We start from the raw sequence: 24,895 nt of genomic DNA, 5'->3' as shown, positions 1-24,895 counted from the left end.
TCGTTCGCCGCGCGCCGTCACCGCACTTCGGCCACCGCGGCTCGCCCCGGCCGAAACCGACACCCTCCCAGGTATGAGTCCGTATGGGACCTCCGGCGCACTTTCGTTTCGTCCTGAGGAGGGACGCGCTGCGGGGCCCGCCCGCCGAGACTGGAAAGCATGAACCGCCGCCCGCTCGTCATCGCCGCAGCCACCGTGGGAGTGCTCGCCACCGCCGCCGTCGCGCTGCCCAACCTGCCGCCGAATCCCGTGACCGACACGATCGACAACAAGGTGTACAAGGAGGCGGGCAAGCGCTTCGCGAGCGCGGCCGATGCCCCCAAGCGTGAGAAGGCGCCGTTCGCCCTGCCGTCCTGGATACCCAAGGACGCCACCGACGTCCGCATACGAATACACACGACCGGCGAGGCCCGGATGATCCGGTTCACCCTCGGCGCGACCCCGCTGGACGGCCCCCAGTGCGGCGCGACCACGCCGAAGCCCGTCGGCGCCCCGGAGCTGCACGCCAAGTGGTGGCCGGGCGGCACCCTGCGGGACGGGGGCCGCTCCGAGTGCCGGGGCGCCCACCAGTACCAGGTCGTGGTGCGCGGCAAGCAGGTCTACGCCTGGACGGACGGCACCCCGGGCACCGGCCCCCGGGACGGCGCCCCCGCGCTCCGCGCCCACGGCTGACCACCCGGCGGTCGGACGGGCGTCCGGGATGGCGTCAGGGATGGCGTCCGGGCGGTTGGTTCCGGCTCCCGGTAGTGCTCAGTCGCGGGCCAGCGCCGCCGCGGTGGCCCGGGCGAAGCCTTCCGGGTTGTCGAGCATGATGTTGTGCCCGCAGTCGGGGACGGACACCACGGCCACGCCCGAGGCCTCCAGGGCTTCGGTGCCCGCCAGCGGGCCGTCCGCCTCCGGCAGCAGGTAGGTGCGCGGGATGTTCGACTCCAGCAGCAGCTCGCGCATGGTGGGAGTGGTCCCCGCGACCAGGTGGACGGCGGTGCGGTACAGGGCGGTTCGGCCGGTGAGCCGCATGGTGGCCCACCAGTGCGCGCCGACCCGGTCCCGCACCTCGGCCCAGCCCCCGCCCAGGAACTCCTCCTCCGTGTAGGAGGCGATCCCACTGCTCCCGGGCATGACGGGCACGGGCTGCTGCGGGTCCAGGTTCGCGTCGACGAGCACCAGCCGGGACACCAGGTGGGGGTGCCGGTGGGCGAGCACGATGGCGACGGCCCCGCCCATGCTGTGGGCGATCAGCTCGGCGCCCTTCGCACCGGCCTCCGTGAGGGCGGCGGCCAGCGCGTCGGCGTGTGCTTCGAGGGTGTAGGAGAACCCCTCGGGGCGGTCGCTGTGTCCGTGGCCGAGCAGATCGACCAGCAGCGAACGCCGCCCCGCCAGCCGCGGATGCGTGGCGCTCGCCGTGAAGTAGGCGGGCGAGGTGGCCCCCAGCCCGTGCACATAGACCCGGGCCGGCTCCTCCCCCGGCAGCTCGACCCAGCGGATCCGGTCGCCCTCCGGCGTGACCACGGCGTTCCTCACGATGCTCCCCCTCGCGTCTTGGCCCTTGACGGCCGGAACAGGCTAAGGGGTGCGCCGGCCGGGGCTTTCGCCGCCGCCACGCCGGGCCGTATATCGCCTGACCATTCGTCATGTGCGCACTATCGTGACCGCCATGGACATCCGCCGGGCCCACACCGCCGCCGAGCTCTCGGCCGCCGAATCCCTCTTCGACGGGCCCGCCCGCACGGAGTGGTCCGAGCGGTTCCTCTCCGCTCCGGGGCACGTGATGTTCATCGCCTACGTCGACGGCGTGCCCGCCGGGATGGTCTCCGGCATCGAGATGAGCCACCCCGACAAGGGCACCGAGATGTGCCTGTACGAGCTCTCCGTGGACGAGGGGTACCGGCGCCGCGGCATCGGCCGCGATCTGACCCTGGCCCTGGCCGAGGAGGCGAAAGCGCGCGGCTGTTACGGGATGTGGGTGGGGGTCGACACCGACAACGAGGCCGCCCTGGCCACCTACACCTCGGCCGGCGCGCGCGACGAGGGCGTCTTCTCGATGCGCGGCTGGCCCCTCGCCCCGTAGGCCGCACGGCCCCTTCCCGCACGGCATCCCCGGCAACCTCCAGGCCCTGCCCGGAGCTTAGGGTGGGCGCGGATCAACCCGTAGGTCGATCCGGGGATCAGGGGATCGGGGGAGGGCGATGAGCAGCGCGACCGAGGTGTTCGAGCCATTGCGGGCGGACGACCCGTCCGCCGTGGCCGGTTATCGCATCGCGGCCCGGCTCGGCGCGGGCGGCATGGGCCGCGTCTATCTGTCGCACACCCAGGGCGGCCGGCCGGTGGCCATCAAGGTGGTGCGGCCGGAACTGGCGGAGGACCCGTCGTTCCGGAGGCGGTTCCGCCGCGAGGTGGAGGCCGCCCGGCGGGTCCGGGGCGCGTACACCGCCGAGCTGATCGATGCCGACGCTGACGGGACGCCGCCCTGGCTGGCCACCCTGTACGTGCCCGGGCCGTCGCTGTCGCAGGCCGTGACGCGGCGCGGGCCGCTGCCCGTGCCCGCCGTGCTGTGGCTGATGGCGGGGGTGGCCGAGGCCTTGCAGGCCATCCACGCCGCGGGCATCGTGCACCGGGACATGAAGCCGTCGAACGTACTCCTGGCCGCCGACGGGCCCCGTGTCATCGACTTCGGTATCTCGCTGGCCTCCGACACCACCGCGCACACCACGACGGGCGCCACCATCGGCACGCCCCAGTACATGGCTCCCGAGCAGGCGTCGGCGGGTGAGGTCACGGCGGCAGCCGACGTGTTCGCGCTGGGGCAGACGGCCGCGTTCGCCGCACTGGGCGAGCCGCTCTACGGCACTGGCCCCTCCGCGTTGGTGCTCTACCGGATCGTGCACTCCGAGCCCGACCTGACCCGGCTGCCGCAGGAGCTGCGCCCGCTGATCGCCCGGTGCCTGGCCGCCGATCCGCGGGAGCGGGCCACGCCCGCGGAGATCGTGGCGTCGTGCCGGCAACTGATGGGCGAGGACGTCGACGCGGACAGTGGCCCGGCCCTCTGGCGGGAGGTGACCGGGCCCGAACCGGCCGTCCCGGCACCGGTTCCGGAGCCGGAGCCGGAGCCGGAGCCGGGCCCGGGAGCCGGACCGGAAGAGCCGGCCCCGACCCCGTCCCCCGCCCCGTCGCCCGCGCCGGGTCTTCCCTGGACGCCCGGCCGAGCACCCGCCGCCCCGCCCCGGCCGCCCCTCTCCCCGGACACGATGCGCCAGGTGTGGCAGCCACCGCAGAAGGCTCCGGAAACCCCGGAGCAACGGCGCAGGCGCCGGTGGCGCAACACACTGGTCACGGCCACGTCCGTGCTGACGGTCACCTTGATGCTGGGCTCGGGCTGGTTGGTCATCGAAGCGGCGGCGGACCGCGTGCGCGACGCCGCGCACTCCCCGACGACCGGGGGCACCCCGTCCGGGGCTGCCCGGGCGGCGAGCGGCAACCCGGCCCCGGGAGCCGCCGCGTCCACACCGAGCCCGGGTGCAAGCCCGAGCGCGAATCCGAACCCGAGCCCGAGTGGCCCGCCGAGGGCGATTCCCTATCCCATGCTGCGCCTTGAGGAGGACAACTCGATCGGGATCCAGGAGCCGGTCCAGCACGCCGACCGCGTGGGGGACCTCCGCCTGGAATGCGGAGACTACGACTGTTCGCTGGCGAGCAGCACCAGTGTGATCACCATGCTGCGGGGCAAGCCGAACGGCTCCCTCGACTCCTGCCTGACCGCCCTCAAGACCGCCACCGAGAAGAGCCGGCCGCTGGCCCTGGCGGCGGCCGGGAGCGAGTTCTGCATCAAGCACCCGTCGGGGGACATCGCGCTGTTCGTGATCACCATCAAGTCGACCTCGGATCCGTCCGAGCTGCCGCCCAGCGTGTCGGCCGACATGACGGTCTGGCGCGCGGGCTGACGGAGCGGGGCACCAGCGCGGCGACGGCCGGACGGCAGCGGGCGCGGATCCGCCCGGACGACAGCGGGCGCGGATCCGCCCGGACGGCGGCGTGTCGTGCGCCCACTCGGCGCACCCTCCGCGCGCCCGCACCGCCGCTCGCAGAGCATCGGCCGCATGACCGCAACCGCATTCGCCGCGCTCCTCCCCGCCGCCGCCCTGCTCGCCGCCACCGTCACCGGATCCCCGCCGGCTCCCGACCCCGGCGCCACCGCCCCTTACGTCGTCGTCCTCAAGGACACCACCTCCCGCGCCCCGACCCGCGCCCTGGCCGCCGACGCCGCGGACGCCGGGGACGAGGTCGGGCCCGTCTACGAGGCCGCCCTGAACGGCTTCGCCGTACGCACGACGGCCGCCCGCGCCGCCGCTCTGGCCGCCGACCCGCGGGTGGCCTCGGTGGAGCCGGACGCGGAGTTCCACACCCTCGACACCACCGACACCGACGCGCCGCAGACCCGGCCGCAGTCGCCCGCGCCCTGGTCCCTGGACCGGCTCGACCAGCGCGAACTCCCGCTCGACGGCTCGTACACGTACCCCACCAGGGCCGAGGGCGTCACCGTCTACGTCATCGACACCGGGATCAACACCGGGCACACGGAGTTCGGCGGCCGCGCGCGCAACGGCTACAACGCGGTGTTCCTCGGCAGTTCCCGTGACTGCAACGGCCACGGCACGCACGTCGCGGCGACCGTGGGCGGGCAGACGTACGGGGTCGCCAAGGGGGTCTCGCTCGTCGGTGTGAAGGTGGCCGACTGCCGCGGCTCCGCCGCCCTTTCGGCCATGCTGAAGGGTCTGGACTGGGTGGTGAAGGACGCCCGCAGGGCTCCTGCCACCCCGGCCGTGGCCAACATGAGCATCGGCGGCACCCGCAGCCACGCGCTCGACGCGGCGGTGAACCGGGCCGTCGCCTCCGGGATCACCTTCACCGTGGCCGCCGGGAACGACGGCCGGGACGCCTGTTCCGGCTCACCGGCCGCCGTCCCCCTGGCCATCACGGTCGGCGCGACCGATGCCGGGGACCGGCGGGCACGGTTCTCCAACCACGGCCGCTGCGTGGACCTGTCGGCGCCCGGCGTGGGCATCACCTCGGCCTGGAAGGACTCCGCCACCGCCACGGCCCGCGCCTCCGGCACCTCGATGGCCGCCCCGCACGTGGCCGGCGTCGCCGCCCTGGTCCTGGCCCGCGGTACGGTGCGCACGCCGGCGCAGGTGTCCCGGGAACTGCTGCACAGCGCCGTGCCCGACCGGATCACCGGCCTCCCGGCCGGCACCCCGAACCTGCTGCTCCACACCCCCACCGGGCGCTAGAGCACCGGAACGGCGGCTTCCCGCCCCACCCCGACCAGTCGGTATCCGATGGGCCATCAGACTCTCCCTGATGGCCCATCAATTTCTGTGTGCTTCGGGCGAAAGCAAGTCATTGACTTCTCATCACGGCGACGCGTCAATATCGGCCACCGCACCGGCTCGGCCTCCCCCACACAGCGGGTGGGGGGAGGGGTTCGTCATGACGAAGGAGTCGCGACCCAGTGAGTACGAGAACGCTCAGACGAAGAGTGCTGGCCGGGGCGGGAGCCCTGTCTCTGGCCCTGACGGGCGGCGTGGTGGCCCTGACGGGATCCGCGCAGGCCGCGACCAAGACCACAGCCGTCTTCGAGAACTGCGACGCCCCGGCGCCGCAGCCGGACGGCTCGGGCAACCAGAACTACACGGTCACCCTGCCCGACGGCGCCAAGGCCGGCGACGTCGTCCCGATCACGATCGACCCGGGTGCGAGCCCCCTGATCCCCTCGTTCTCCGTCACCACGGTGAACACGTCCAAGATCACCCTCAAGGTCGGGACCACCACCCAGGTGGTCACCAGCCCGCCGGAGACCGTCTCCGTCGTGGCCGGGCAGCCGCTCGACCCCAAGGCGTTCTCCGGAACGATCAAGATCCCGGACGGTACCGAGGGCACCACGGTCCAGGTCGCCCTCGACCTGGCGGTGACCGACGCGGACCTCTCCGGTTCGGTCTTCACCACCACCTGCACCCCGGCCCCCCGCCCGAGCGCCTCGCTCGGATCGGTCGCGGTCGAGGCCCTGCCCAAGGACCCGGTCACCACGAAGCTGACGCCCAACAGCGGCCCGGCGGGCACCGCCGTCGCCGTGACCGGCGCCAACTTCCCGGCCGGCCCCGTCACCTGCTCCGCCCTGCTCGCGGGCACGGCGACCGGTGACACCGGTGCGGGCACGGCCGACGCGTCCGGCGCGGCCACCTGCAACGTCACGGTCACCAAGAAGGCCGACGCGATCCGGATCGACGGCTCGATCACCCCGTACAAGGCCTTCGTCTTCCTGGAGGAGCAGGCCGGTGTGAAGAACCCGGTCGACGTCGAGGTCCTGCCCGGACCGCTGGCCCTCGGCCCCAAGGACGGCCAGCCGGCCGTCAGCTTCGGTGCGGTCACCATCAACGGCAAGCCCCAGTCGGTGGTCGGCGTCTTCAACGCCGCGACCGTCCAGGACTTCCGCGGCGGTTCGCTCGGCTGGGACGTGACGGCGACGCGTACGCCGTTCCTGAACCAGACCACCGGGCACTCGATGGCGAAGGCGCAGATCGGCATCCAGCCGTCCTGCACCGTGACCAACCCGGACAGCCCGAGCACCTGCACCGCGGGCACCCCCGGCGCGATCTCCGACGTCCCGATGAAGGTGGCCTCCCAGGCCGCCGGCGGGGACGAGCTGACCGGTGGTGAGTTCGCCGTCGGCGGCGCCGGAATGATCCAGCTCCCGCCCTTCATGTTCGCCGACACCTACCAGACGGTCGTGACGTTCTCGATCGCCTGACCCGTACGGCACACGGTGGTGCGGCGCCCCGGCGCCGCACCACCCCCGTTTTCCCCGTTCCGCGCCGACTGGAGACCGCCCATGCGCCCCCGTAGCCGCCCGCGTCGCCGTACGCGCAGCCGTACGCGCAGCCGCACCCGCACCCTCCTGTACGGTCTGCTCCTCGGCCTGCTGCTCGGTGCGGGCCTGCTGCCGGCCACCGCGGCGACGGCCGCGGACAACGGCACGTGGGGGGTGTTCCCGACACCCGCGGCCGGTGCGGCCATGACCGACCGCGCGTACTTCTTCCACCAGGGCGCGGCCGGGAGCACGCTCGCCGACAGCGTGACGATCCTGAACTCCTCCGACCGGGAGCTGACCTTCCAGGTCTTCGCCACCGACGCCGTGAACACCCCGGCGGGCGGGGCCTTCGCACTGCTGCCGGTGGAGACGAGGCCCAAGGACGTCGGCGCGTGGATCACCCTGGCGCCGGAGGCCGCGAGCACCGTCACCGTGCCCGCCAAGGGCCGCAAGGACATCCCGTTCACCGTGAAGGTGCCGGCGGACGCGACGCCCGGCGACCACGTCGGCGGGATCGTCGCCCTGGGCACCGCCGTGGAGGGCATCCAGAAGGAGGGCAAGGTCCAGGTCGGGGTGAAGCGCTCGGTGGGCGCCCGCCTGTACTTCCGGGTCCCGGGGCCCGTCACGGCGGGGCTGAGCGTGGAGGACGTACGGGTCAGCCGGTCTGCGCCGCTGCTGCCCTGGGTCAAGAACGCCCGCGCCACCGTGTCGTACGCGCTGGTCAACCGGGGCAACGTGGTCGTCGAACCCAGGGTGGCGGTCTCCGCCGAGGGGCTGTTCGGGCGCGAGGTGCTGAACCGGCCCGCCCGCGAGCTGAAGCTGTCCCTGCTGCCGGGCCAGCGGATCGAGCTGACCGAACCGTGGCCGGACGCACCCCAGTCGGACTGGGTGACCGTCAAGGTCACGGCGGGAGCGGCGGCCCACCCCGATCTGGTCTCGGAGTCCGCGACCGACTTCATCGCCGTACCCTGGCCGGCCGTCGGCCTGCTCCTGGTGCTGGCGGGCGCGGGCGCCACGGTGTGGGCGCTGCGCCGCCGCCGTCACGCGCAGGGCGAACATCAGGAACCCGTCCCGGACTTGGCTGGAACCCGCTGACCGGCGAAGGTGTCACTGGGTGACGGTATTCGGCCTCACCGTCGCGAGGGGGGCACCTGCAGTGGAACAACAGCACGACGGCGACGCGGCGAAGGGCACGGGGCTGCTGTCCCGCATCGAACGGGCGCTGGGCACCGGCACCGCCGCCTACCTGCCCGGCAACGGCTGGATCCGGCTGACCCTTCCGCTCGACGACGGCGGCCCGGCGCCCGTGACGGTGGACGTGATCGCGGACACCGTGCGGGCCCCGCAGGGGATCGTCTACCTGCTGCCCGGCGGCGGGCTGAACTTCGCGGCGGAGTTCTTCACCCCCGGCGGCCCGGGCCGCAGCAACCTCGCCCACGCACTGCGCCGCCGGGGCCTGCTCGTCGTCGGGGTCACCCCGCGCGAGGACGCCGCCACCGCGGCCGACATCACCGCCGAGTGGGGGCTCGCGGCGCACCGCCGGGACCTGGCCGGGGTGGTGGGTGCGCTGGACTCCGTACTGGGGCTGCCCTACACGTACGCGGGGCACTCCGCCGGGGCGGTCCTCGCCCTGGACGCGGCCTCCTACGACACCTGCCCGCGACTGCGCCGGGTGGTGGCACTGGACACGACCGGGCCGTACACGGGCGACCTGGCCGTGCGGGCGGCCGCGACGCGCGATGCGTACGCCACCCAGCTCGCGCAGGGCGTCACCACCGTCGATCCGGGGCTCGCGGCCGTCGTCGCGAAGGCGGTGGCCGATCCGGACGGCGTCTCGCCGGTGCCGTGGCCGCCGGACCCGTCCCGGCGCTTCACCCACGCGGGGCTCGCCCACTACGCGCTGCTCCGCACGGCCGCCCTCCCCGGCCCGGCGAACTGGATCTACGTCCAGGGCCACGGCGCCGGGAGCTACGCCTTCGGGCCCACTCCCGCCGAGGACCGGTTCGCGCCGGCCCACACCCCGCCGGCCGTCTGGTACGCGGCCACCTCCGCCCTGGGCAGCGGGCTCGTACCGACCGCCCTGATGCGGGACCTCGCCGCGGTCTGGGCGGGCGACGGCGAGCTGTACTCGATCGCCTGGGACCGGATCCGCGCCGAGGTGGCCTGGGTCAACGCCGAGCTGGGCCGCGGCGACCGGCCGCGCGGCGCCGAGCTGATCCGCGCGGCCGGGAACGAGCGGGTCTCCTTCAGCGTGGTCCCCGGTTACGGCCACGGCGACGTGGTCTGGGGCGCCGGGGCCGCGGCGGACGTCTGGTCGAGGTTCTGAGGGCCGCCGCCGGGCGCGGAGAACGGAACTCGCCCCCCGCGGTGAGGGTTGCGGGGGGCGAGTCGGATCTACGGGGCGTACGCCCGGTCAGTGGTTGCGGGGGAAGCCCAGGTCCACGCCGATGTGGCCCTCGGCCGGGTCCGGCCAGCGGGTCGTGACGACCTTGCCGCGGGTGTAGAAGTGGATGCCGTCGTTGCCGTAGATGTGGTGGTCGCCGAAGAGCGAGTCCTTCCAGCCACCGAAGGAGTGGTAGCCCACCGGCACCGGGATCGGGACGTTGACGCCGACCATGCCGGCCTCGATCTCCAGCTGGAAGCGGCGTGCGGCGCCGCCGTCGCGGGTGAAGATCGCGGTGCCGTTGCCGAACGGCGAGGCGTTGATGAGGGCCACGCCCTCCTCGTAGGTCTCGGCGCGCAGCACGCACAGCACCGGGCCGAAGATCTCGTCGCGGTAGGCGTCGGAGTCGGTCTTCACCCGGTCCAGCAGGGACAGGCCGATCCAGTGGCCGTTCTCGTTGCCCTCGACCGTGAAGCCGGTGCCGTCGAGGACGACCTCCGCGCCCTGGTCGGCCGCGCCCTTCACGTACGAGGCGACCTTGTCGCGGTGGGCGGCGGTGATCAGCGGGCCCATCTCGGAGGTCGGGTCGTTGCCCGGGCCGATCTTGATCTTCTCGGCGCGCTCGCGGATCCGCTCGACGAGCTCGTCGCCGATCGCGCCGACCGCGACCACGGCGGAGATCGCCATGCAGCGCTCACCGGCCGAGCCGTAGGCGGCGGAGACGGCCGCGTCGGCGGCGGCGTCCAGGTCGGCGTCCGGCAGCACCAGCATGTGGTTCTTGGCGCCGCCCAGGGCCTGGACGCGCTTGCCGTTGGCCGAGGCGGTGGTGTGGATGTGGCGGGCGATCGGGGTCGAGCCGACGAAGGAGACGGCCGCGATGCCGGGGTGGGCGAGCAGCGCGTCCACGGCCACCTTGTCGCCGTGGACCACGTTCAGCACGCCCGCCGGCAGACCGGCCTCGCTCGCCAGCTCGGCGAGCTTGTTGGCGGCAGAGGGGTCCTTCTCGCTCGGCTTGAGGATGAAGGTGTTTCCGCAGGCCACGGCCAGCGGGAACATCCACATCGGGACCATCGCCGGGAAGTTGAAGGGGGTGATGCCCGCGACGACGCCCAGCGGCTGGCGGATCGAGGAGACGTCCACCCGGTTGGAGACCGACGTGGACAGCTCGCCCTTGAGCTGCGTGGTGATGCCGCAGGCCAGCTCGACGATCTCCAGGCCGCGGGCCACCTCGCCCAGCGCGTCCGAGTGGACCTTGCCGTGCTCGGCGGTGATCAGGGCGGCGATCGCGTCGCGGTTGGCGTCCAGCAGGGCGCGGTAGGCGAACAGCACCTTGGTGCGGGCGGCCAGCGAGGACTGCCCCCAGGTGAGGAAGGCCTCCTTGGCGACCTGTACGGCCGCGTCGACCTCGTCGGCCGAGGCGAGCGCGACCTGCGTGGTGACCTCGCCGGTGGCCGGGTCGGTGACCGGGCCGTAGTTGCCCGACGCGCCCTCGACGGTCTTGCCACCGATCCAGTGGTTGACGGTCTTCATGCCTTGCTCCTTCACAGATGGCGACGTCGCTGAGCGGCTTGCCGGTCGTACTCTTCACGGGCCGTGGCGGCGGCCTTGCGGGTCGCGGTCTCGGCCACAGGAACATCCCACCACGCCTGTGCCGGGGGTGGGCCCGACACAGTGTCGGGCGTTCGGGTCTGTACGTAGACACATGTGGGACGTGTCGCCGAGCGGGCCTCGGCGAGGGCTTCGCGCAGGTCACGCGTGGTGCGGGCGCGAATGACGGCCATTCCGAGGGAGCTCGCGTTGGCCGCGAGGTCCACCGGAAGGACGTCCCCCGTATACCCGGAGTCGGGTGCCCGGAAGCGGTATGCGGTGCCGAAGCCCTCGCCGCCGACCGCCCCCGACAGGCCGCCGATGGAGGCGTAGCCGTGGTTGTCGAGGATGACCACCCGGATCGGGATCCCCTCCTGGACGGCCGTGACGATCTCGGTCGGATTCATCAGGTACGTCCCGTCGCCGACGAGCGCCCACACCGGCCGGCCGGGTGCGGCCAGTGCCACGCCGATGGCCGCGGGGATCTCGTAGCCCATGCAGGAGTACCCGTACTCCACGTGGTACTGGTCCTGGGACCGGGCCCGCCACAGTTTGTGCAGGTCGCCGGGGAGGGATCCGGCCGCGTTGATCAGGATGTCGCGGCCGTCGACGAGGGCGTCGAGGAGCCCGAGCACCTGGGCCTGGGTGGGCGGGGCGTCCTCGTCCGCCTCGGTGACGGCGTACGCCCGCTCGACGCTGCTCTCCCAGCGGGCCCGCTCCGCCGCGTACCGCGCCCGGTACGCCGGGTCCGTGCGGTGGCCGGCGAGGGCGCCCCGCAGCTCGTCGAGTCCCTCGCGGGCGTCGCCGACCAGGGGCAGGGCGGCGAGTTTGTGGGCGTCGTACGGGTCGAGGTTGAGGCCGACGAACCGGACGGCGGGGTGCTGGAAGAGGGTCGCGGAGGCGGTGGTGAAGTCGGTCAGCCGGGTCCCGGCGGCGATGACGAGGTCGGCCTCCCGGGCGAGCGCGGCGGCCGTGGAGGTACCGGTGTGGCCGATCCCGCCCACGTCGGCGGGGTGCCCGTGCGGCAGGACCCCCTTGCCCGCCTGGGTGACGGCCACCGGGATCCCGGTGGCCTCCGCGAAGGCGGCCAGCGCCGCGCCGGCCTGGCTGTGCCGGATCCCGCCGCCGGCGACGATCAGGGGGCGCGCGGAGCCCCGTACGGCCTGGGCGGCGCGGGCCAGCTCGTGCCGGTCGGGCCGCGGCCGGCGCACGCCCCACACCCGCTCGGCGAAGAACTCCTCGGGCCAGTCGTACGCCTGCGCCTGCACGTCCTGCGGCAGCGCGAGGGTGACGGCGCCGGTCTGCACGGGGTCGGTGAGCACCCGTACGGCCTGGAGCGCGGCCGGGACCAGGGCCTCGGGACGGGTGATCCGGTCGAAGAAGCGGGAGACGGGCCGCAGGGTGTCGTTGACGGAGATGTCCCCGGCGTACGGGACCTCCAGCTGCTGGAGCACGGGATCGGCGGGCCGGGTGGCGAAGGTGTCGCCCGGGAGCAGGAGCACCGGGATCCGGTTGATGGTGGCGAGGGCGGCGCCGGTGACGAGGTTGGTGGCGCCGGGCCCGATGGAGGTGGTGACGGCGTGCGCGGAGAGCCGGCCGCACTGGCGGGCGTAGCCGACGGCGGCGTGCACCATGGCCTGCTCGTTGCGGCCCTGGAGGAAGGGCATGGCCTGCGGCCCGCTCTCCAGCAGGGCCTGGCCGATGCCCGCCACGTTCCCGTGCCCGAAGATCCCCCAGGTGGCGGCGATCAGCCGGTGCCGGTGCCCGTCGCGCTCGGTGTACTGGCGGGACAGGAAGCGGACGAGCGCCTGCGCGACGGTGAGCCTCACCGGTGGTCCTCCGTTCGGGAGAAGGGCAGCCGGGGGTCGACGTCCTGCCCGTCCCAGCTGCCGCGGATCCAGCCGTGGTCGGGGTGGTCGCGGATCAGCCACTCCCGGGTCGCGCCCGGTCCGGCCATCACGTTCAGGTAGTACATGTCGTGCCCGGGGGCGGCGATGGACGGGCCGTGCCAGCCGTCGGGGATCAGGACCGCGTCGCCGGTGCGCACCTCGGTCAGGATGTCGGTCTTCCCGGCCGGGGAGGGGGTGACGCGCTGGTAGCCGAGGCCGGGGGTGTCCCCGTGCGGGGCGATCTCGAAGTAGTAGATCTCCTCCAGGCGGGACTCCTCGCCGGGGTGGTGCTCGTCGTGCTTGTGGGGCGGGTACGAGGACCAGTTCCCGCCGGGGGTGAGCACCTCGACGGCGATCAGGCGGTCGGCGGGGAAGGTGTCCGCGGCGGCGAAGTTGTTGACCTGGCGGGAGCAGTGGCCGGCGCCGCGGAGCTCCACGGGGACGCCTGCGGCGGGGCCGTACCGGGCGGGGAGCCGTGTCGCGCAGGGCGCACCGGCCAGCGCGAATCGCCCGCCGGCGGCCGAGCGGATCTCCGCGTCCGCGTCCCTCGGGACATACGCGAAGTCGGTGGGCCCGCCGAACACCCCCTCCCGCCCGCGGAGTTCAAACACCTGCGGCTCCGCTGCGGGGGCGCCGCCCCCGAACCCCCGCGCCTCAAACGCCGGCGAGGCTGGATCTCCCTCTTTCGGCCCCGCCGGCGTGTGAGGCGCGGGTCCGGGCAGAGCCCGGCAACGGACCCGGCACCCGCCCGACAGGGGGAGCACGATCCACTCGCACTCCCCGCTCGCGTGCGCGTACGCCTCCCCCGGGGCCAGCTCGAGGACCGTCAACCTCGTCCATTCCATCCGCCACTCAGACACCACCGGCACGCCCGAGCACCTCCTCCACCTCGTGGGAGAACGGCATCGCCACCGCACACGCCAGCCGCGAGGCGACGATCGCCCCGGCCGCGTTCGCGTACCGCATCACCGTCTCCAGTTCCCATCCCGCCAGCAGTCCGTGGCACAGGGCCCCGCCGAACGCGTCGCCCGCGCCCAGCCCGTTGACCACCTCCACCGGCACGGGTGCCACTTCCGCGACCGTCCCGTCGCGGTGGACCGCCAGCACGCCCTTCGGTCCGCGCTTGACGACCGCCAGTTCCACGCCCGCCGCGAGCAGGGCCCGCGCCGCCTCGTACGGGTCCGACTCGCCCGTGGCGATCGCGCACTCCTCCACGTTGCCCACGGCCACCGTCGCGGACCGCAGGGCCCGTTCGTAGAAGGGCTCGGGCTTCTCCCGCCACAGCATCGGCCGCCAGTCCAGGTCGAAGACGGTCGTCCCCGTCCGCGCGCGGGCCTCCAGCGCCGCCAGCGTCGCGGCCCGCGAGGGCTCCTCGCTCAGGCCCGTGCCCGTCATCCAGAACACGCGGGCCGCCCGCACCGCCGCCAGGTCCACCTCGTCCACCGCGATCTCCAGGTCCGGGGCCTTCGGCAACCGGTAGAAGTACAGCGGGAAATGGTCCGGCGGGAAGATCTCGCAGAAGGTGATGGGGGTCGGCAGCCCGGGGACCTCGGACACCCACCGGTCGTCCACCCCGAACCCCCGCAGTTCGGACCGCAGGTACCCGCCGAAGGGGTCCGCTCCGGTGCGGGTGATCACTGCCACCCGCCGTCCCAGCCGGGCCGCAGCGACGGCCACGTTGGCCGGGGAGCCGCCGAGGAACTTGCCGAAGGTCTCCGCCTCGGCCAGTGGAATGCCCGTCGCCAACGGGTAGAGATCCACCCCGATCCGGCCCATCGTGATCAGGTCGAAGGCGAGCGGATCGCCGGTGCCGGTCACAGTCAGTCCTCCCATTGGTCCTCCACCCTAAGGTGGCCGTTATGACGTCCTCCCCGCCCGCGTTGACCCGTATCCGCATCGGTTCGGCCCCGGACTCCTGGGGTGTCTGGTTTCCCGACGACCCCCGGCAGACCCCCTGGGAGCGGTTCCTCGACGAGGTCGCGGACGCCGGGTACGAGTGGATCGAGCTCGGCCCCTACGGCTATCTGCCCACCGATCCCGCCCGCCTCACCGAGGAAACGGCCAAGCGCGGGCTGCGCGTCTCGGCCGGAACCGTCTTCACCGGACTCCATCACGGGCCCGCCGTGTGGGAGGACACCTGGGAGCACGTGTCGCGGATCGCGGCACTCACCCGGGACATGGGCGCGGCGCACCTCGTCGTCATCCCCTCCTTCTGGCGGGACGACAAGACCGGGGAGGTGCTGGAGGACCGCGATCTCACGCCCGCCCAATGGCGTGAACTGACCTCCCAGACCGAGCGCCTCGGCCGGGAGGTCCAGGACCGGTACGGGCTGCGGATCGTCGTCCATCCGCACGCCGACACCCATATCGACACCCCTGAGAACGTGGCCCGCTTCCTGGACGCCACCGACCCCGGCCTGGTCTCGCTCTGCCTGGACACGGGGCACTACGCCTACTGCGGCGGCGACAGCGTCCGGGCGATCGAGACCTTCGCCGAGCGGATCGGCTACCTCCACCTGAAGCAGGTGGATCCGCGGATCCTCGCCGAAGTCGTCGCCGAGGGGCTGCCCTTCGGGCCGGCGGTGGGCCGCGGGGTGATGTGCGAGCCGCCCTCGGGGGTGCCCGCGCTGGAGCCGGTGCTCGTGGCGGCCCAGCGGCTCGGCGTGGACCTGTTCGCCATCGTGGAGCAGGACATGTACCCCTGTCCGCCCGACCGGCCGCTCCCGATCGCCCGGCGGACCCGCGCCTACCTCCGCTCCTGCGGCGCCCGCTGACCCTTCGGAAGGAAGAGGAGTACGACATGAGCACGCTCGGCATCGCCGTCATCGGCACCGGGAAGATGGGCGCCGACCACGTGCGCCGGATCGGGCGGACGGTCGGCGGGGCCCGCGTGGTGGCCGTGGCCGACCCGGACGGGGACCGGGTCAAGGAGGTCGCGGGCACCCTGGACGGGGCGACGGCGCACACCGACCCGGCGGCCGCGATAGCCGCGCCCGGGGTCGAGGCCGTGCTGATCGCCTCGCCCGGACCCGCACACGAGGAGGCGATCCTGCACGCGCTGGAGCGGCAGCTGCCGGTGCTGTGCGAGAAGCCGCTGACCCCGGACCCGGCGGGGGCGCTGCGCGTCATGGAGGCCGAACAGCGGCTGGGGCGGCGCCTGGTGCAGGTGGGTTTCATGCGGCGCTACGACAGTGAGTACGAACGGCTGAAGCAGCTGCTGGACGCGGACGGGATCGGGCGGCCCCTCTTCCTGCACTGCCGGCACCGCAACGCCTCCTCCCCGTCGTTCTTCACCAGCGACATGCTGATCAGCGACTCGGTGGTGCACGAGGTGGACGCGGCCCGCTGGCTGCTGGGGCAGGAGATCACTGCCGTCACCGTGCTCTCCCCCCGGTCCTCGGCGGCCGCTCCCGAGGGGCTGAGCGATCCCCGGCTGGTACTGCTGGAGACCTCCGGCGGGGCCGTCGTCGACGTGGAGATCTTCGTCAACTGCGGGTTCGGCTACCAGGTGCAGTGCGAGGCGGTCGGCGAGGCGGGCAGTGCCCGGATCGGTGACGGCCACGCCATGGTCGTGCAGTCGGCGGGCCGCTGGGGCGGCGAGATCGACCAGGACTTCACGGTGCGCTTCGCCGACGCCTACGACCGGCAGCTTCGCAGCTGGGTGGCCGCGGCCGGGCGCGGCCGGGTGGCGGGGCCCGACGCGTGGGACGGGTACGCGGCGGCCGCCGTCTCCGAGGCGGGCATCGCGGCGGCGCGCGGCGGCGTACGGACCCTGGTGGAGCTGGCCGAACGCCCGGCCCTGTACCGCTGACGCCCGGACCCGTCCGCGCCGGTCCCCTGTGGCCGTCTTGTCACGGGGGTCCCCGTTCCGTCACGCATGTCCGCATTACGCGGGTCTTCCGTCACAGGCGGTCAACAGGCGCTCCCCTGCCCTCACTCCGCGTCGTTCCCCGGGCAGAACCCGAGTGATCGTCAGTGTCCACGCGCCGGCTCCCCCGACGGCCTCCCGGCCGGCCCCGCGGCGTGGACAAGGAGGTGTCCAGCATGAGCGACCGACAGCTGTGGTCGTACAAGGAGATCGCTGCCCACATCCGGGTCCAGCCGGACACCGTGCGCTCCTATCGCAAGCACGGGCTGCTCCCCGCCCCCGACCACGTGGAAGGGGGAAAGCCCTACTGGTACGCCGACACCGTGCGTGCCTGGGTGGCCCGCCGGCCGGGGAACCGGGGCCGCCGCGAGGACTGATCACCGCGGCGGCGGGTGAGGGGAGCCGCCCCCGGTCCCCCTCGCCCCCGCCCGGCCGCGAGCCGCCCGGCCCGCCGGTCCGACCCGGCCGGGCCGGGCGGGCGCGTTCCTGAGGGATCCGTATCGGCCATTTACCTACAGTTCACCCATACCGGCCAACTTCCCCATGCGGTTCGGAAGACTGGCAGCGGATGCTCGCTTTTATACCCCCCAGGGGTATAGTCTCGAACAGTCGGGAGGACGGTGGAGCCATCGGCCACCCCTTCCGGTGACCGGCACACGCCCTTGAAGAGGAGAACGACATGACCGCCGAGACGGACACCCAGACCACCACCGTCTACCGGGTGACCGGCATGACCTGCGGACACTGCGAGGGCGCGGTGACCACCGAGATCTCCGCCCTCCCGGGCGTCAGCACGGTCAAGGCCGTCGCCGCGACCGGTGAGGTCACCGTGGTCTCCGCCGCCCCGCTCGCGGACGAGGACGTCCGCGCCGCCGTGGACGAGGCCAGCTACGAGTTCGCCGGACAGGTCTGAGCGCCCGGCCCCTCCCGCACGGCACCCGCGACAGCACCGCGGAACCCTGCCGGGCCGTGCCGGCCAGCTCATACTGGTCCCGTACGGCCCGGCCATCCCCCTGGAGCCGGAACATGACCAGCAGCACAGTGCACGACGGACCGATAGCGGCGGTCGAACTCTCGATCGGCGGAATGACCTGCGCCTCCTGCGCGGCCCGCATCGAGAAGAAGCTCAACCGGATGGACGGCGTCGAGGCCACGGTGAACTACGCCACCGAGAAGGCCCACGTCTCCTACACCGGTGACATCCGGGTCGCCGACCTGATCGCGACCGTCGTCAAGACCGGCTACACCGCCGAGGAGCCCCCGCCGCCGCCCGCCCCCGAAGCCGACGCCGCCACCGAAGGGGCGCCGGCCGGGGACGGGGCCGCGGCTCCCGACCCGGTGCTCGCCGCACTGCGCCGGCGCCTGCTGGTCTCCGTCGCGCTCGCCCTGCCCGTCGTCCTGCTCGCGATGGTCCCGGCCCTCCAGTTCGACAACTGGCAGTGGCTCTCCCTGACCCTCGCGGCCCCCGTCGTCGTCTGGGGCGGCCTGCCCTTCCACCGGGCCGCCTGGACCAACGCCCGGCACGGCGCCGCCACCATGGACACCCTGGTCTCCGTCGGCACCCTGGCCGCCTTCACCTGGTCGCTGTGGGCCCTGTTCTTCGGCCACGCCGGCATGCCCGGCATGCGGCACGGCTTCGACCTCACCGTCTCCCGCACCGACGGCTCCTCCGCCATCTACCTGGAGGTGGCGGCCGGCGTCGTCTCCTTCATCCTGCTGGGCCGCTACCTGGAGGCCCGCTCCAAGCGGAAGGCGGGCGCGGCCCTGCGGGCCCTGATGGAGCTGGGCGCCAAGGACGTCGTCGTCCTGCGCGCCGGCCAGGAGGTCCGGATCCCGGTGGGCGCGCTCGCGGTGGGCGACCGGTTCGTCGTCCGCCCCGGCGAGAAGATCGCCACCGACGGCACCGTCGTCGAGGGCAGCTCCGCCGTGGACGCCGCCATGCTGACCGGCGAGTCCGTCCCGGTCGACGTCACCGTGGGCGACTCCGTCACCGGAGCGACCGTCAACACCTCCGGACGCCTGGTCGTCGAGGCCACCCGGATCGGCGCCGACACCCAGCTCGCCCGGATGGCGAAGATGGTGGAGGACGCGCAGAACGGCAAGGCCGAGGTGCAGCGCCTCGCCGACCGGATCTCCGGGATCTTCGTGCCCGTCGTCCTGGTGCTCGCGCTCGGCACCTGGATCACCTGGCTGCTCATCACCGACGACCCCACCGCCGCCTTCACCGCCGCCGTGGCCGTCCTGATCATCGCCTGCCCGTGCGCGCTCGGCCTCGCCACTCCCACCGCCCTGATGGTCGGCACCGGGCGCGGTGCGCAGCTCGGCATCCTCATCAAGGGCCCCGAGGTACTGGAGTCCACCCGCCGCGTGGACACCGTCGTCCTGGACAAGACCGGCACCGTCACCACCGGACGGATGACCCTCGACGGCGTCTTCACCGCCCCGGGCGTCGACGAGCGCGAACTCCTGCGCCTCGCCGGATCCCTGGAGCACGCCTCCGAGCACCCCATCGCGCGGGCCGTGGCCACCGGGGCGGCGCAGCGGGCGGGAGCCCTCCCCGTACCGGAGTCCTTCGAGAACGTCGCCGGGCTCGGCGTCCAGGGCGTGGTCGACGGCCACGCCGTCCTGGTGGGCCGCGAGCGGCTGCTGGCGGACTGGTCGATCGAGCTGCCGGCCACGCTCGCCGGGGCCAAGGCGGCGGCCGAGGCCGCGGGCGGCACCGCCGTCCTGGTGGCCTGGGACGGGGCGGCGCGCGGGGTCCTGACCGTGGCCGACGCGGTCAAGGAGACCAGCGCCGAGGCGATCGCCCGGTTGCGGGCGCTGGGCCTGACCCCGGTCCTGCTGACCGGTGACCACCGGGCCGTCGCCGAGACGGTGGCCCGCGAGGTGGGCATCGACGAGGTGATCGCCGAGGTGCTCCCGCAGGACAAGGTGGACGTCGTACGCCGCCTGCAGGCGCAGGGCCGTACGGTCGCGATGGTCGGCGACGGGGTCAACGACGCGGCCGCGCTGGCCCAGGCGGACCTGGGGCTGGCCATGGGCACCGGCACGGACGCGGCCATCGAGGCGGGCGACCTGACCCTCGTACGGGGCGACCTGCGGGTCGCGGCGGACGCGATCCGGCTCTCCCGCCGGACCCTGGCCACGATCAAGGGCAACCTGTTCTGGGCCTTCGGCTACAACGTGGCGGCCCTGCCGCTGGCGGCCGCCGGTCTGCTCAATCCGATGATCGCGGGGGCCGCGATGGCCTTCTCCTCGGTCTTCGTGGTGACCAACAGCCTCCGGTTGCGGTCCTTCCGCTAGCGGGGCCCCCTCCCCACGGTCCGCACACTTCCTTCACAGGAGACGCAGATCACAGTGACCGCAACGTAACCATCCGGGGTCGCCATGGGTCTAATGGGGCGATACCAAGAACGTCTTGGGGGACGTTTCACGGAGGCCTGGGGGGTTTCCGTGGGTATCCGCCGGCCGGGACACGTACCCGCGGGAGGCTTTGAGCGGCCCTCCCGGATAACGGGTCCCGGCACACCGACGCCCCGGCTCGGGTCCCGTGGGGGGAATCCGTTTCGGGGAAAAGGGAAGCGCCCCGACCGTCGACCCGTGGGGGGATCGACGGCGGGGCGCTTCTCGCACACCTGGGGTGCCGCCGCGCGGCCGCACGCCGCGCGACGGGACGGCCTCGGGTCAGCGGGCCTCTACGGGAACGAAGTCGCGCAGGACCTCGCCGGTGTAGATCTGGCGCGGGCGACCGATGCGGGAACCCGGCTCCTTGATCATCTCGTGCCACTGGGCGATCCAGCCGGGCAGCCGGCCGAGCGCGAAGAGCACGGTGAACATCTCGGTGGGGAAGCCCATCGCCCGGTAGATGAGACCGGTGTAGAAGTCCACGTTCGGGTAGAGGTTGCGCTCGACGAAGTAGTCGTCGGCCAGCGCGTGCTCTTCCAGCTTGAGCGCGATGTCGAGCAGCTCGTCGCTCTTGCCGAGCGCCGAGAGGACGTCGTGCGCCGCAGCCTTGATGATCTTCGCCCGGGGGTCGAAGCTCTTGTAGACGCGGTGTCCGAAGCCCATGAGCCGGACGCCGTCCTCCTTGTTCTTCACCTTGCGGATGAAGGCGTCGACGTCGCCGCCGTCGTTCTTGATGCCTTCCAGCATCTCGAGGACGGACTGGTTGGCGCCACCGTGCAGCGGGCCCCACAGGGCCGAGATGCCGGCGGAGATCGAGGCGAACATGTTCGCCTGCGAGGAGCCGACCAGACGCACGGTGGAGGTCGAACAGTTCTGCTCGTGGTCCGCGTGCAGGATCAGCAGCTTGTCGAGCGCGGAGACCACGACCGGGTCCAGGTCGTACTCCTGGGCCGGCACGGAGAAGGTCATGCGCAGGAAGTTCTCGACGTAGCCGAGGTCGTTGCGCGGGTAGACCACCGGGTGGCCGACCGACTTCTTGTACGCGTAGGCCGCGATCGTCGGGAGCTTGGCCAGCAGCCGGATCGTCGAGAGGTGGCGCTGCTTCTCGTCGAACGGGTTGTGGCTGTCCTGGTAGAACGTCGACAGCGCGCTGACCACGGAGGACAGCATCGCCATCGGGTGCGCGTCCCGCGGGAAGCCGTCGTAGAAGCGCTTCACGTCCTCGTGCAGCAGCGTGTGCTGGGTGATCTCGTTGCGGAACGACGCGAGCTGGTCGACGGTCGGCAGCTCGCCGTTGATCAGCAGGTACGCGACCTCGATGAAGGTCGAACGCTCGGCCAGCTGCTCGATCGGGTAGCCGCGGTAACGCAGGATGCCCTGCTCACCGTCGAGGTAGGTGATCGCGGACTTGTAGGCCGCGGTGTTGCCGTACCCACTGTCCAAGGTGACGAGCCCGGTCTGGGCCCGCAGCTTCGAGATGTCGAAGCCCTGGTCACCGACGGTGCTCTCGACCACCGGGTAGGTGTATTCACCGTCCGCGTACCGGAGTACTACAGAGTTGTCGCTCACGTCATCCCTCACCGACGTAGTGCCTCTTCTTCGAGGTGCCCTGACTGCCTCTACCTTCCCCCATTTGGCGCAGGAGAGTGCACTCGGGGTCGGCGTTTGGTGCTTTCGACGGCACTCAGTGCCGTCAAGCTGCTCATCCTGCCCCCTCCGCACCGGTGCGGGAACCCCAAATGATCGATCATTTAGGTGATGTTTCCCACCGGTATCCGGCCGGACAGCCTGGCAGCGACCGCCGTGTACCTCCTGCCTGCGGAAACGGTACGCACCGCCTGACCGAGGGCCTTGCGGGACCCGACGAGGACGACCAGTTTCTTCGCCCTGGTCACGGCCGTGTAGAGGAGGTTGCGCTGGAGCATCATCCAGGCTCCGGTCGTGACGGGGATCACCACGGCCGGATATTCACTCCCCTGTGAACGGTGGATGGTGACGGCGTACGCGTGGGCCAGCTCGTCGAGCTCCCCGAACTCGTATGCAATCTCCTCGTCCTCCTCCGTCCGTACCGTCAGGCGCTGTTCGTCCACGTCCAGGCCGGTGACCACGCCGACCGTGCCGTTGAAGACGCCGTTGGCGCCCTTCTCGTAGTTGTTCCGGATCTGGGTCACCTTGTCGCCCACCCGGAAGACCCGGCCGCCGAACCGCTTCTCCGGCAGGTTCGGCCGGGCCGGCGTCATCGCCTGCTGGAGCAGCCCGTTGAGGTGTCCGGCGCCGGCCGGACCGCGGTGCATCGGGGCGAGCACCTGGACGTCCCGCCGCGGGTCGAGCCCGAATCTGGCCGGAATCCTTCGGGCCGCCACGTCCACGGCCAGCACCCCCGCCGCCTCGGTGTCCTCCTCCGGGAAGAGGAAGAAGTCCGGCAGGCCGTCCGTGATCGGCGGCAACCCGGTGTTGATCCGGTGGGCGTTGGTGACCACCCCCGACTGCTGGGCCTGCCGGAAGATCCGGGTCAGCCGCACCGCGGGCACCGGGCCGCCCTCGGCCAGCAGGTCCCGCAGCACCTCCCCGGCGCCCACCGAGGGCAGCTGGTCCACATCGCCGACCAGCAGCAGGTGCGCCCCCGGCGCCACCGCCTTGATCAGCTTGTTGGCCAGCAGCAGGTCGAGCATCGAGGCCTCGTCGACCACGACCAGGTCCGCGTCCAGGGGGCGGTCGCGGTCGTACGCCGCGTCCCCGCCCGGTTTGAGCTCCAGCAGCCGGTGCACCGTGGAGGCCTCGGCCCCGGTGAGCTCGGCCAGTCGCTTCGCCGCCCGGCCGGTGGGCGCGGCCAGCACCACCTTGGCCTTCTTGGCCCGGGCCAGCTCGACGATCGAGCGCACCGTGAAGGACTTCCCGCAGCCCGGCCCGCCGGTCATGACGGCGACCTTGCGGGTGAGCGCCAGCTTGACCGCGTCCCGCTGCTCGGGCGCGAGCGTGGCTCCCGTCCGCCCGGCGAGCCAGCCCAGCGCCTTCTCCCAGTCCACGTCCTGGAAGGCGGGCATCCGGTCGTCCTCGGCGTGCAGCAGCCGGCGCACCTGCCCCACCAGGGACAGCTCGGCCCGGTGGAAGGGCACCAGGTACACCGCGGTCAGCGGGTCCGGTCCGCCCTGCGGATCCGGGACGGGCTCCCGTACGACCCCTTCCGGGTCGGCGGCGAGCTCGGCCAGGCAGTCGATCACCAGCCCCGTGTCCACCTGGAGCAGCTTGACCCCGTCGGCGATGAGCCGGTCCTCGGGGAGGAAGCAGTGCCCCTGGTCGGTGGACTGGGACAGGGCGTACTGGAGGCCGGCCTTGACCCGTTCGGGGCTGTCGTGCGGGATGCCGACGGCCTGCGCGATGCGGTCGGCGGTGAGGAAGCCGATGCCCCAGACGTCGGCGGCGAGCCGGTAGGGCTGGTTCTTCACCACGGAGATGGAGGCGTCGGCGTACTTCTTGTAGATGCGCACGGCGATGGAGGTGGAGACGCCGACGCCCTGGAGGAAGACCATGACCTCCTTGATGGCCTTCTGCTCCTCCCAGGCGGCGCCGATCAGCTTCGTCCGCTTGGGGCCCAGCCCGGGTACCTCGATCAGCCGCTTCGGCTCGCCCTCGATGACGTCGAGGGTGTCGGTGCCGAAGTGGTCCACGATCCGCTCGGCGATCTTCGGGCCGATGCCCTTGATCAGGCCGGAGCCGAGATAGCGGCGGATGCCCTGGATCGTCGCCGGGAGCACGGTCCGGTAGTTCTCCACGGTGAACTGCTTGCCGTACTGCGGGTGGGAACCCCAGCGGCCCTCCATGCGCAGGGACTCCCCGGGCTGCGCGCCCAGCAGCGAGCCGACCACGGTGAGCAGGTCACCGCCGCCGCGGCCGGTGTCCACACGGGCGACCGTGTACCCGCTCTCCTCGTTGGCGTAGGTGATGCGCTCGAGGACGCCGTCGACCACCGCCAGTTGCACCGCCCGCGGCGCCCCGTCTGCTGCTGCCATGACCCGAAACTACCGGGCGCCGCCGACAGCGCGTCAGGCCTGTGGACAACGCAAAGGGGGTCCCGCCCTGCGGCCGGACCCCCTCACGGTTACCCCTCCCGTGTCGGACTTCCCGATCCCCCCAGATCCCTCCCCGGAAGCACCGACGCAACATACGACCCGCCATGTGCGTGAAGGGTTGCATCCGGAATCACAGCTTTACGTTTCCGTTACCCAACGCCTACTCAAGGTGCCGGTGAATCACCACAGAAGTAGCGTTTCAGGCATGAGCGAATCTTCATTCCAGGACGACGTGCTGGGCGAGCTCGGCGACGACAAGCTGACCGAGATCGCGGGCCTGCTCGGCACGGACACCGCCGGCGCCAAGGAGACCGTCGCCGAGACCGTCGGCGCCATGACGGGAGACCTGCAGCAGAAGGCGGCCGCCGGCGACGCCGACGGCGCGGAGGTGCGGCAGGCCTTCGCCGAGGTGGCCGAGCCGCCGCTGGAGGGCGTGGCCGCGTTCGGCGGCCTCGGCGGCCTGCTCAGCGGCGGAATGATGGCCGGGGTACTGGCCAAGGTGAGCAAGCCCGTGGCCAACGCCGTCTCGAAGAAGACCGGCATCCCCGCGGCCACCATCAGCCGGGTCATCGAGATGCTGATCCCGGTGGTGCTGGCGGTCCTCGCCAAGCGCTCCTCCGGCAAGGCTCAGGGCGCCGGGGCGGCGGGCTCCGGTGCTCCGGGCTCCGGGGCGGCGGGCGCGGCTCCGGGCACTCCGGGCACTCCGGGTGCGGCTCCCGGCACCTCCCCCGCCCCGGGCGGCGGCCTCGGCGACCTGCTGGGCCAGATCCTCGGCGGCGGCAAGAAGTAGCCCCTGCGGGGGACCCGACCCGGGCCCGCCCAACTAGAGTT

The 24,895-nt window shown here is 72.7% G+C and carries 20 protein-coding genes; 13 read left to right on the top strand and 7 right to left on the bottom strand.

Annotation, left to right across the window (positions count from 1 at the left end; translation table 11 throughout):
• Positions 1-159 precede the first annotated feature (159 nt).
• Positions 160-672, top strand: coding sequence for a hypothetical protein (locus B6R96_RS22985; RefSeq protein ID WP_081523518.1), 513 nt, complete (start codon positions 160-162; stop codon positions 670-672).
• Between the two features lie 78 nt (positions 673-750).
• Here the strand turns inward: B6R96_RS22985 and B6R96_RS22980 are convergent, their stop codons facing one another.
• Entirely contained in the window at positions 751-1,521 is a 771-nt protein-coding gene (locus B6R96_RS22980; protein WP_081523517.1) for an alpha/beta fold hydrolase, read from the bottom strand.
• Positions 1,522-1,633: 112 nt separating this feature from the next.
• Here B6R96_RS22980 and B6R96_RS22975 point away from each other — a divergent pair, with 112 nt between their 5' ends.
• The 6 genes from B6R96_RS22975 to B6R96_RS22950 all read left to right on the top strand — a co-directional run bounded on the left by B6R96_RS22975 (position 1,634) and on the right by B6R96_RS22950 (position 9,188).
• Entirely contained in the window at positions 1,634-2,068 is a 435-nt protein-coding gene (locus B6R96_RS22975; protein WP_257789500.1) for a GNAT family N-acetyltransferase, read from the top strand.
• 118 nt (positions 2,069-2,186) lie between these two features.
• Positions 2,187-3,938 (top strand): serine/threonine-protein kinase, encoded by a 1,752-nt coding sequence (locus B6R96_RS22970; RefSeq protein WP_081523516.1) that lies wholly within the window; start codon positions 2,187-2,189, stop codon positions 3,936-3,938.
• A gap of 156 nt (positions 3,939-4,094) precedes the next feature.
• Positions 4,095-5,285 carry a S8 family peptidase gene (locus B6R96_RS22965; RefSeq protein ID WP_237291495.1) on the top strand — a complete coding sequence of 397 codons (1,191 nt, stop codon included), beginning with the start codon at positions 4,095-4,097 and terminating at the stop codon, positions 5,283-5,285.
• A 221-nt stretch (positions 5,286-5,506) separates the two neighbouring features.
• The gene (locus B6R96_RS22960) at positions 5,507-6,802 is read left to right on the top strand and encodes a hypothetical protein (protein ID WP_237291494.1); all 1,296 of its coding nucleotides are present in this window, start codon (positions 5,507-5,509) and stop codon (positions 6,800-6,802) included.
• 81 nt (positions 6,803-6,883) lie between these two features.
• Complete coding sequence (locus tag B6R96_RS22955; RefSeq protein WP_081523514.1) at positions 6,884-7,957, top strand: WxL protein peptidoglycan domain-containing protein; 1,074 nt, start codon at positions 6,884-6,886, stop codon at positions 7,955-7,957.
• A gap of 61 nt (positions 7,958-8,018) precedes the next feature.
• Entirely contained in the window at positions 8,019-9,188 is a 1,170-nt protein-coding gene (locus tag B6R96_RS22950) for a hypothetical protein (protein ID WP_081523512.1), read from the top strand.
• Between the two features lie 87 nt (positions 9,189-9,275).
• Here the strand turns inward: B6R96_RS22950 and B6R96_RS22945 are convergent, their stop codons facing one another.
• The 4 genes from B6R96_RS22945 to iolC are packed head-to-tail and all read right to left on the bottom strand — an operon-like array spanning position 9,276 to position 14,554.
• Positions 9,276-10,775 carry a CoA-acylating methylmalonate-semialdehyde dehydrogenase gene (locus B6R96_RS22945; protein ID WP_030384763.1) on the bottom strand — a complete coding sequence of 500 codons (1,500 nt, stop codon included), beginning with the start codon at positions 10,773-10,775 and terminating at the stop codon, positions 9,276-9,278.
• Between the two features lie 11 nt (positions 10,776-10,786).
• A complete protein-coding gene (gene iolD, locus B6R96_RS22940; RefSeq protein WP_081523510.1) occupies positions 10,787-12,661 on the bottom strand; it encodes a 3D-(3,5/4)-trihydroxycyclohexane-1,2-dione acylhydrolase (decyclizing) in 1,875 nt (624 codons plus the stop codon).
• Positions 12,658-13,566, bottom strand: a complete 909-nt coding sequence (gene iolB, locus B6R96_RS22935; RefSeq protein WP_081523509.1) for a 5-deoxy-glucuronate isomerase — start codon at positions 13,564-13,566, stop codon at positions 12,658-12,660. The genes iolD and iolB overlap by 4 nt, the downstream gene beginning before the upstream one ends.
• Before the next feature lie 7 nt (positions 13,567-13,573).
• Positions 13,574-14,554, bottom strand: a complete 981-nt coding sequence (gene iolC / locus B6R96_RS22930; RefSeq protein ID WP_079404973.1) for a 5-dehydro-2-deoxygluconokinase — start codon at positions 14,552-14,554, stop codon at positions 13,574-13,576.
• 26 nt (positions 14,555-14,580) lie between these two features.
• Between iolC and B6R96_RS22925 the strand changes: the two genes are divergently transcribed.
• The 5 genes from B6R96_RS22925 (at position 14,581) to B6R96_RS22905 (ending at position 19,892) form a co-directional block, all read left to right on the top strand.
• Positions 14,581-15,495: a sugar phosphate isomerase/epimerase family protein gene (locus tag B6R96_RS22925; RefSeq protein WP_030384767.1), complete on the top strand. Its 915-nt coding sequence runs from the start codon at positions 14,581-14,583 to the stop codon at positions 15,493-15,495.
• Positions 15,496-15,521: 26 nt separating this feature from the next.
• On the top strand, positions 15,522-16,532 hold the full coding sequence (locus B6R96_RS22920; protein ID WP_053704044.1) for a Gfo/Idh/MocA family protein: 1,011 nt from the start codon (positions 15,522-15,524) through the stop codon (positions 16,530-16,532).
• Positions 16,533-16,765: 233 nt separating this feature from the next.
• On the top strand, positions 16,766-16,966 hold the full coding sequence (locus B6R96_RS22915) for a helix-turn-helix transcriptional regulator (RefSeq protein WP_030384769.1): 201 nt from the start codon (positions 16,766-16,768) through the stop codon (positions 16,964-16,966).
• A 302-nt stretch (positions 16,967-17,268) separates the two neighbouring features.
• On the top strand, positions 17,269-17,502 hold the full coding sequence (locus B6R96_RS22910; RefSeq protein WP_081523507.1) for a heavy-metal-associated domain-containing protein: 234 nt from the start codon (positions 17,269-17,271) through the stop codon (positions 17,500-17,502).
• A gap of 113 nt (positions 17,503-17,615) precedes the next feature.
• The gene (locus B6R96_RS22905) at positions 17,616-19,892 is read left to right on the top strand and encodes a heavy metal translocating P-type ATPase (protein WP_081523505.1); all 2,277 of its coding nucleotides are present in this window, start codon (positions 17,616-17,618) and stop codon (positions 19,890-19,892) included.
• A gap of 381 nt (positions 19,893-20,273) precedes the next feature.
• Here the strand turns inward: B6R96_RS22905 and B6R96_RS22900 are convergent, their stop codons facing one another.
• Both B6R96_RS22900 and recD2 read right to left on the bottom strand, forming a co-directional pair.
• A complete protein-coding gene (locus B6R96_RS22900) occupies positions 20,274-21,563 on the bottom strand; it encodes a citrate synthase (RefSeq protein ID WP_030010215.1) in 1,290 nt (429 codons plus the stop codon).
• 182 nt (positions 21,564-21,745) lie between these two features.
• A complete protein-coding gene (gene recD2, locus B6R96_RS22895; protein WP_081523503.1) occupies positions 21,746-24,004 on the bottom strand; it encodes an SF1B family DNA helicase RecD2 in 2,259 nt (752 codons plus the stop codon).
• 265 nt (positions 24,005-24,269) lie between these two features.
• Between recD2 and B6R96_RS22890 the strand changes: the two genes are divergently transcribed.
• The gene (locus tag B6R96_RS22890; protein ID WP_081523501.1) at positions 24,270-24,854 is read left to right on the top strand and encodes a DUF937 domain-containing protein; all 585 of its coding nucleotides are present in this window, start codon (positions 24,270-24,272) and stop codon (positions 24,852-24,854) included.
• The last annotated feature ends 41 nt before the right edge of the window (positions 24,855-24,895 follow it).

This window comes from Streptomyces sp. Sge12 (assembly GCF_002080455.1).
In the GTDB taxonomy this organism is placed as follows: Bacteria; Actinomycetota; Actinomycetes; order Streptomycetales; family Streptomycetaceae; genus Streptomyces.
Note: the sequence above shows the minus strand (reverse complement) of the source record. Positions and strands in the feature narration are given on the sequence as shown.

Excerpts from the sequence above, each read along its gene's own strand:
- B6R96_RS22985 (WP_081523518.1), top strand. The coding sequence starts at position 160 with ATGAACCGCCGCCCGCTCGTCATCGCCGCAGCCACCGTGGGAGTGCTC.
- B6R96_RS22970 (WP_081523516.1), top strand. The coding sequence starts at position 2,187 with ATGAGCAGCGCGACCGAGGTGTTCGAGCCATTGCGGGCGGACGACCCG.
- B6R96_RS22965 (WP_237291495.1), top strand. The coding sequence starts at position 4,095 with ATGACCGCAACCGCATTCGCCGCGCTCCTCCCCGCCGCCGCCCTGCTC.
- B6R96_RS22955 (WP_081523514.1), top strand. The coding sequence starts at position 6,884 with ATGCGCCCCCGTAGCCGCCCGCGTCGCCGTACGCGCAGCCGTACGCGC.
- B6R96_RS22945 (WP_030384763.1), bottom strand. The coding sequence starts at position 10,775 with ATGAAGACCGTCAACCACTGGATCGGTGGCAAGACCGTCGAGGGCGCG.
- iolB (WP_081523509.1), bottom strand. The coding sequence starts at position 13,566 with ATGGAATGGACGAGGTTGACGGTCCTCGAGCTGGCCCCGGGGGAGGCG.
- iolC (WP_079404973.1), bottom strand. The coding sequence starts at position 14,554 with ATGGGAGGACTGACTGTGACCGGCACCGGCGATCCGCTCGCCTTCGAC.
- B6R96_RS22925 (WP_030384767.1), top strand. The coding sequence starts at position 14,581 with ATGACGTCCTCCCCGCCCGCGTTGACCCGTATCCGCATCGGTTCGGCC.
- B6R96_RS22920 (WP_053704044.1), top strand. The coding sequence starts at position 15,522 with ATGAGCACGCTCGGCATCGCCGTCATCGGCACCGGGAAGATGGGCGCC.
- B6R96_RS22915 (WP_030384769.1), top strand. The coding sequence starts at position 16,766 with ATGAGCGACCGACAGCTGTGGTCGTACAAGGAGATCGCTGCCCACATC.
- B6R96_RS22910 (WP_081523507.1), top strand. The coding sequence starts at position 17,269 with ATGACCGCCGAGACGGACACCCAGACCACCACCGTCTACCGGGTGACC.
- B6R96_RS22905 (WP_081523505.1), top strand. The coding sequence starts at position 17,616 with ATGACCAGCAGCACAGTGCACGACGGACCGATAGCGGCGGTCGAACTC.
- recD2 (WP_081523503.1), bottom strand. The coding sequence starts at position 24,004 with ATGGCAGCAGCAGACGGGGCGCCGCGGGCGGTGCAACTGGCGGTGGTC.
- B6R96_RS22890 (WP_081523501.1), top strand. The coding sequence starts at position 24,270 with ATGAGCGAATCTTCATTCCAGGACGACGTGCTGGGCGAGCTCGGCGAC.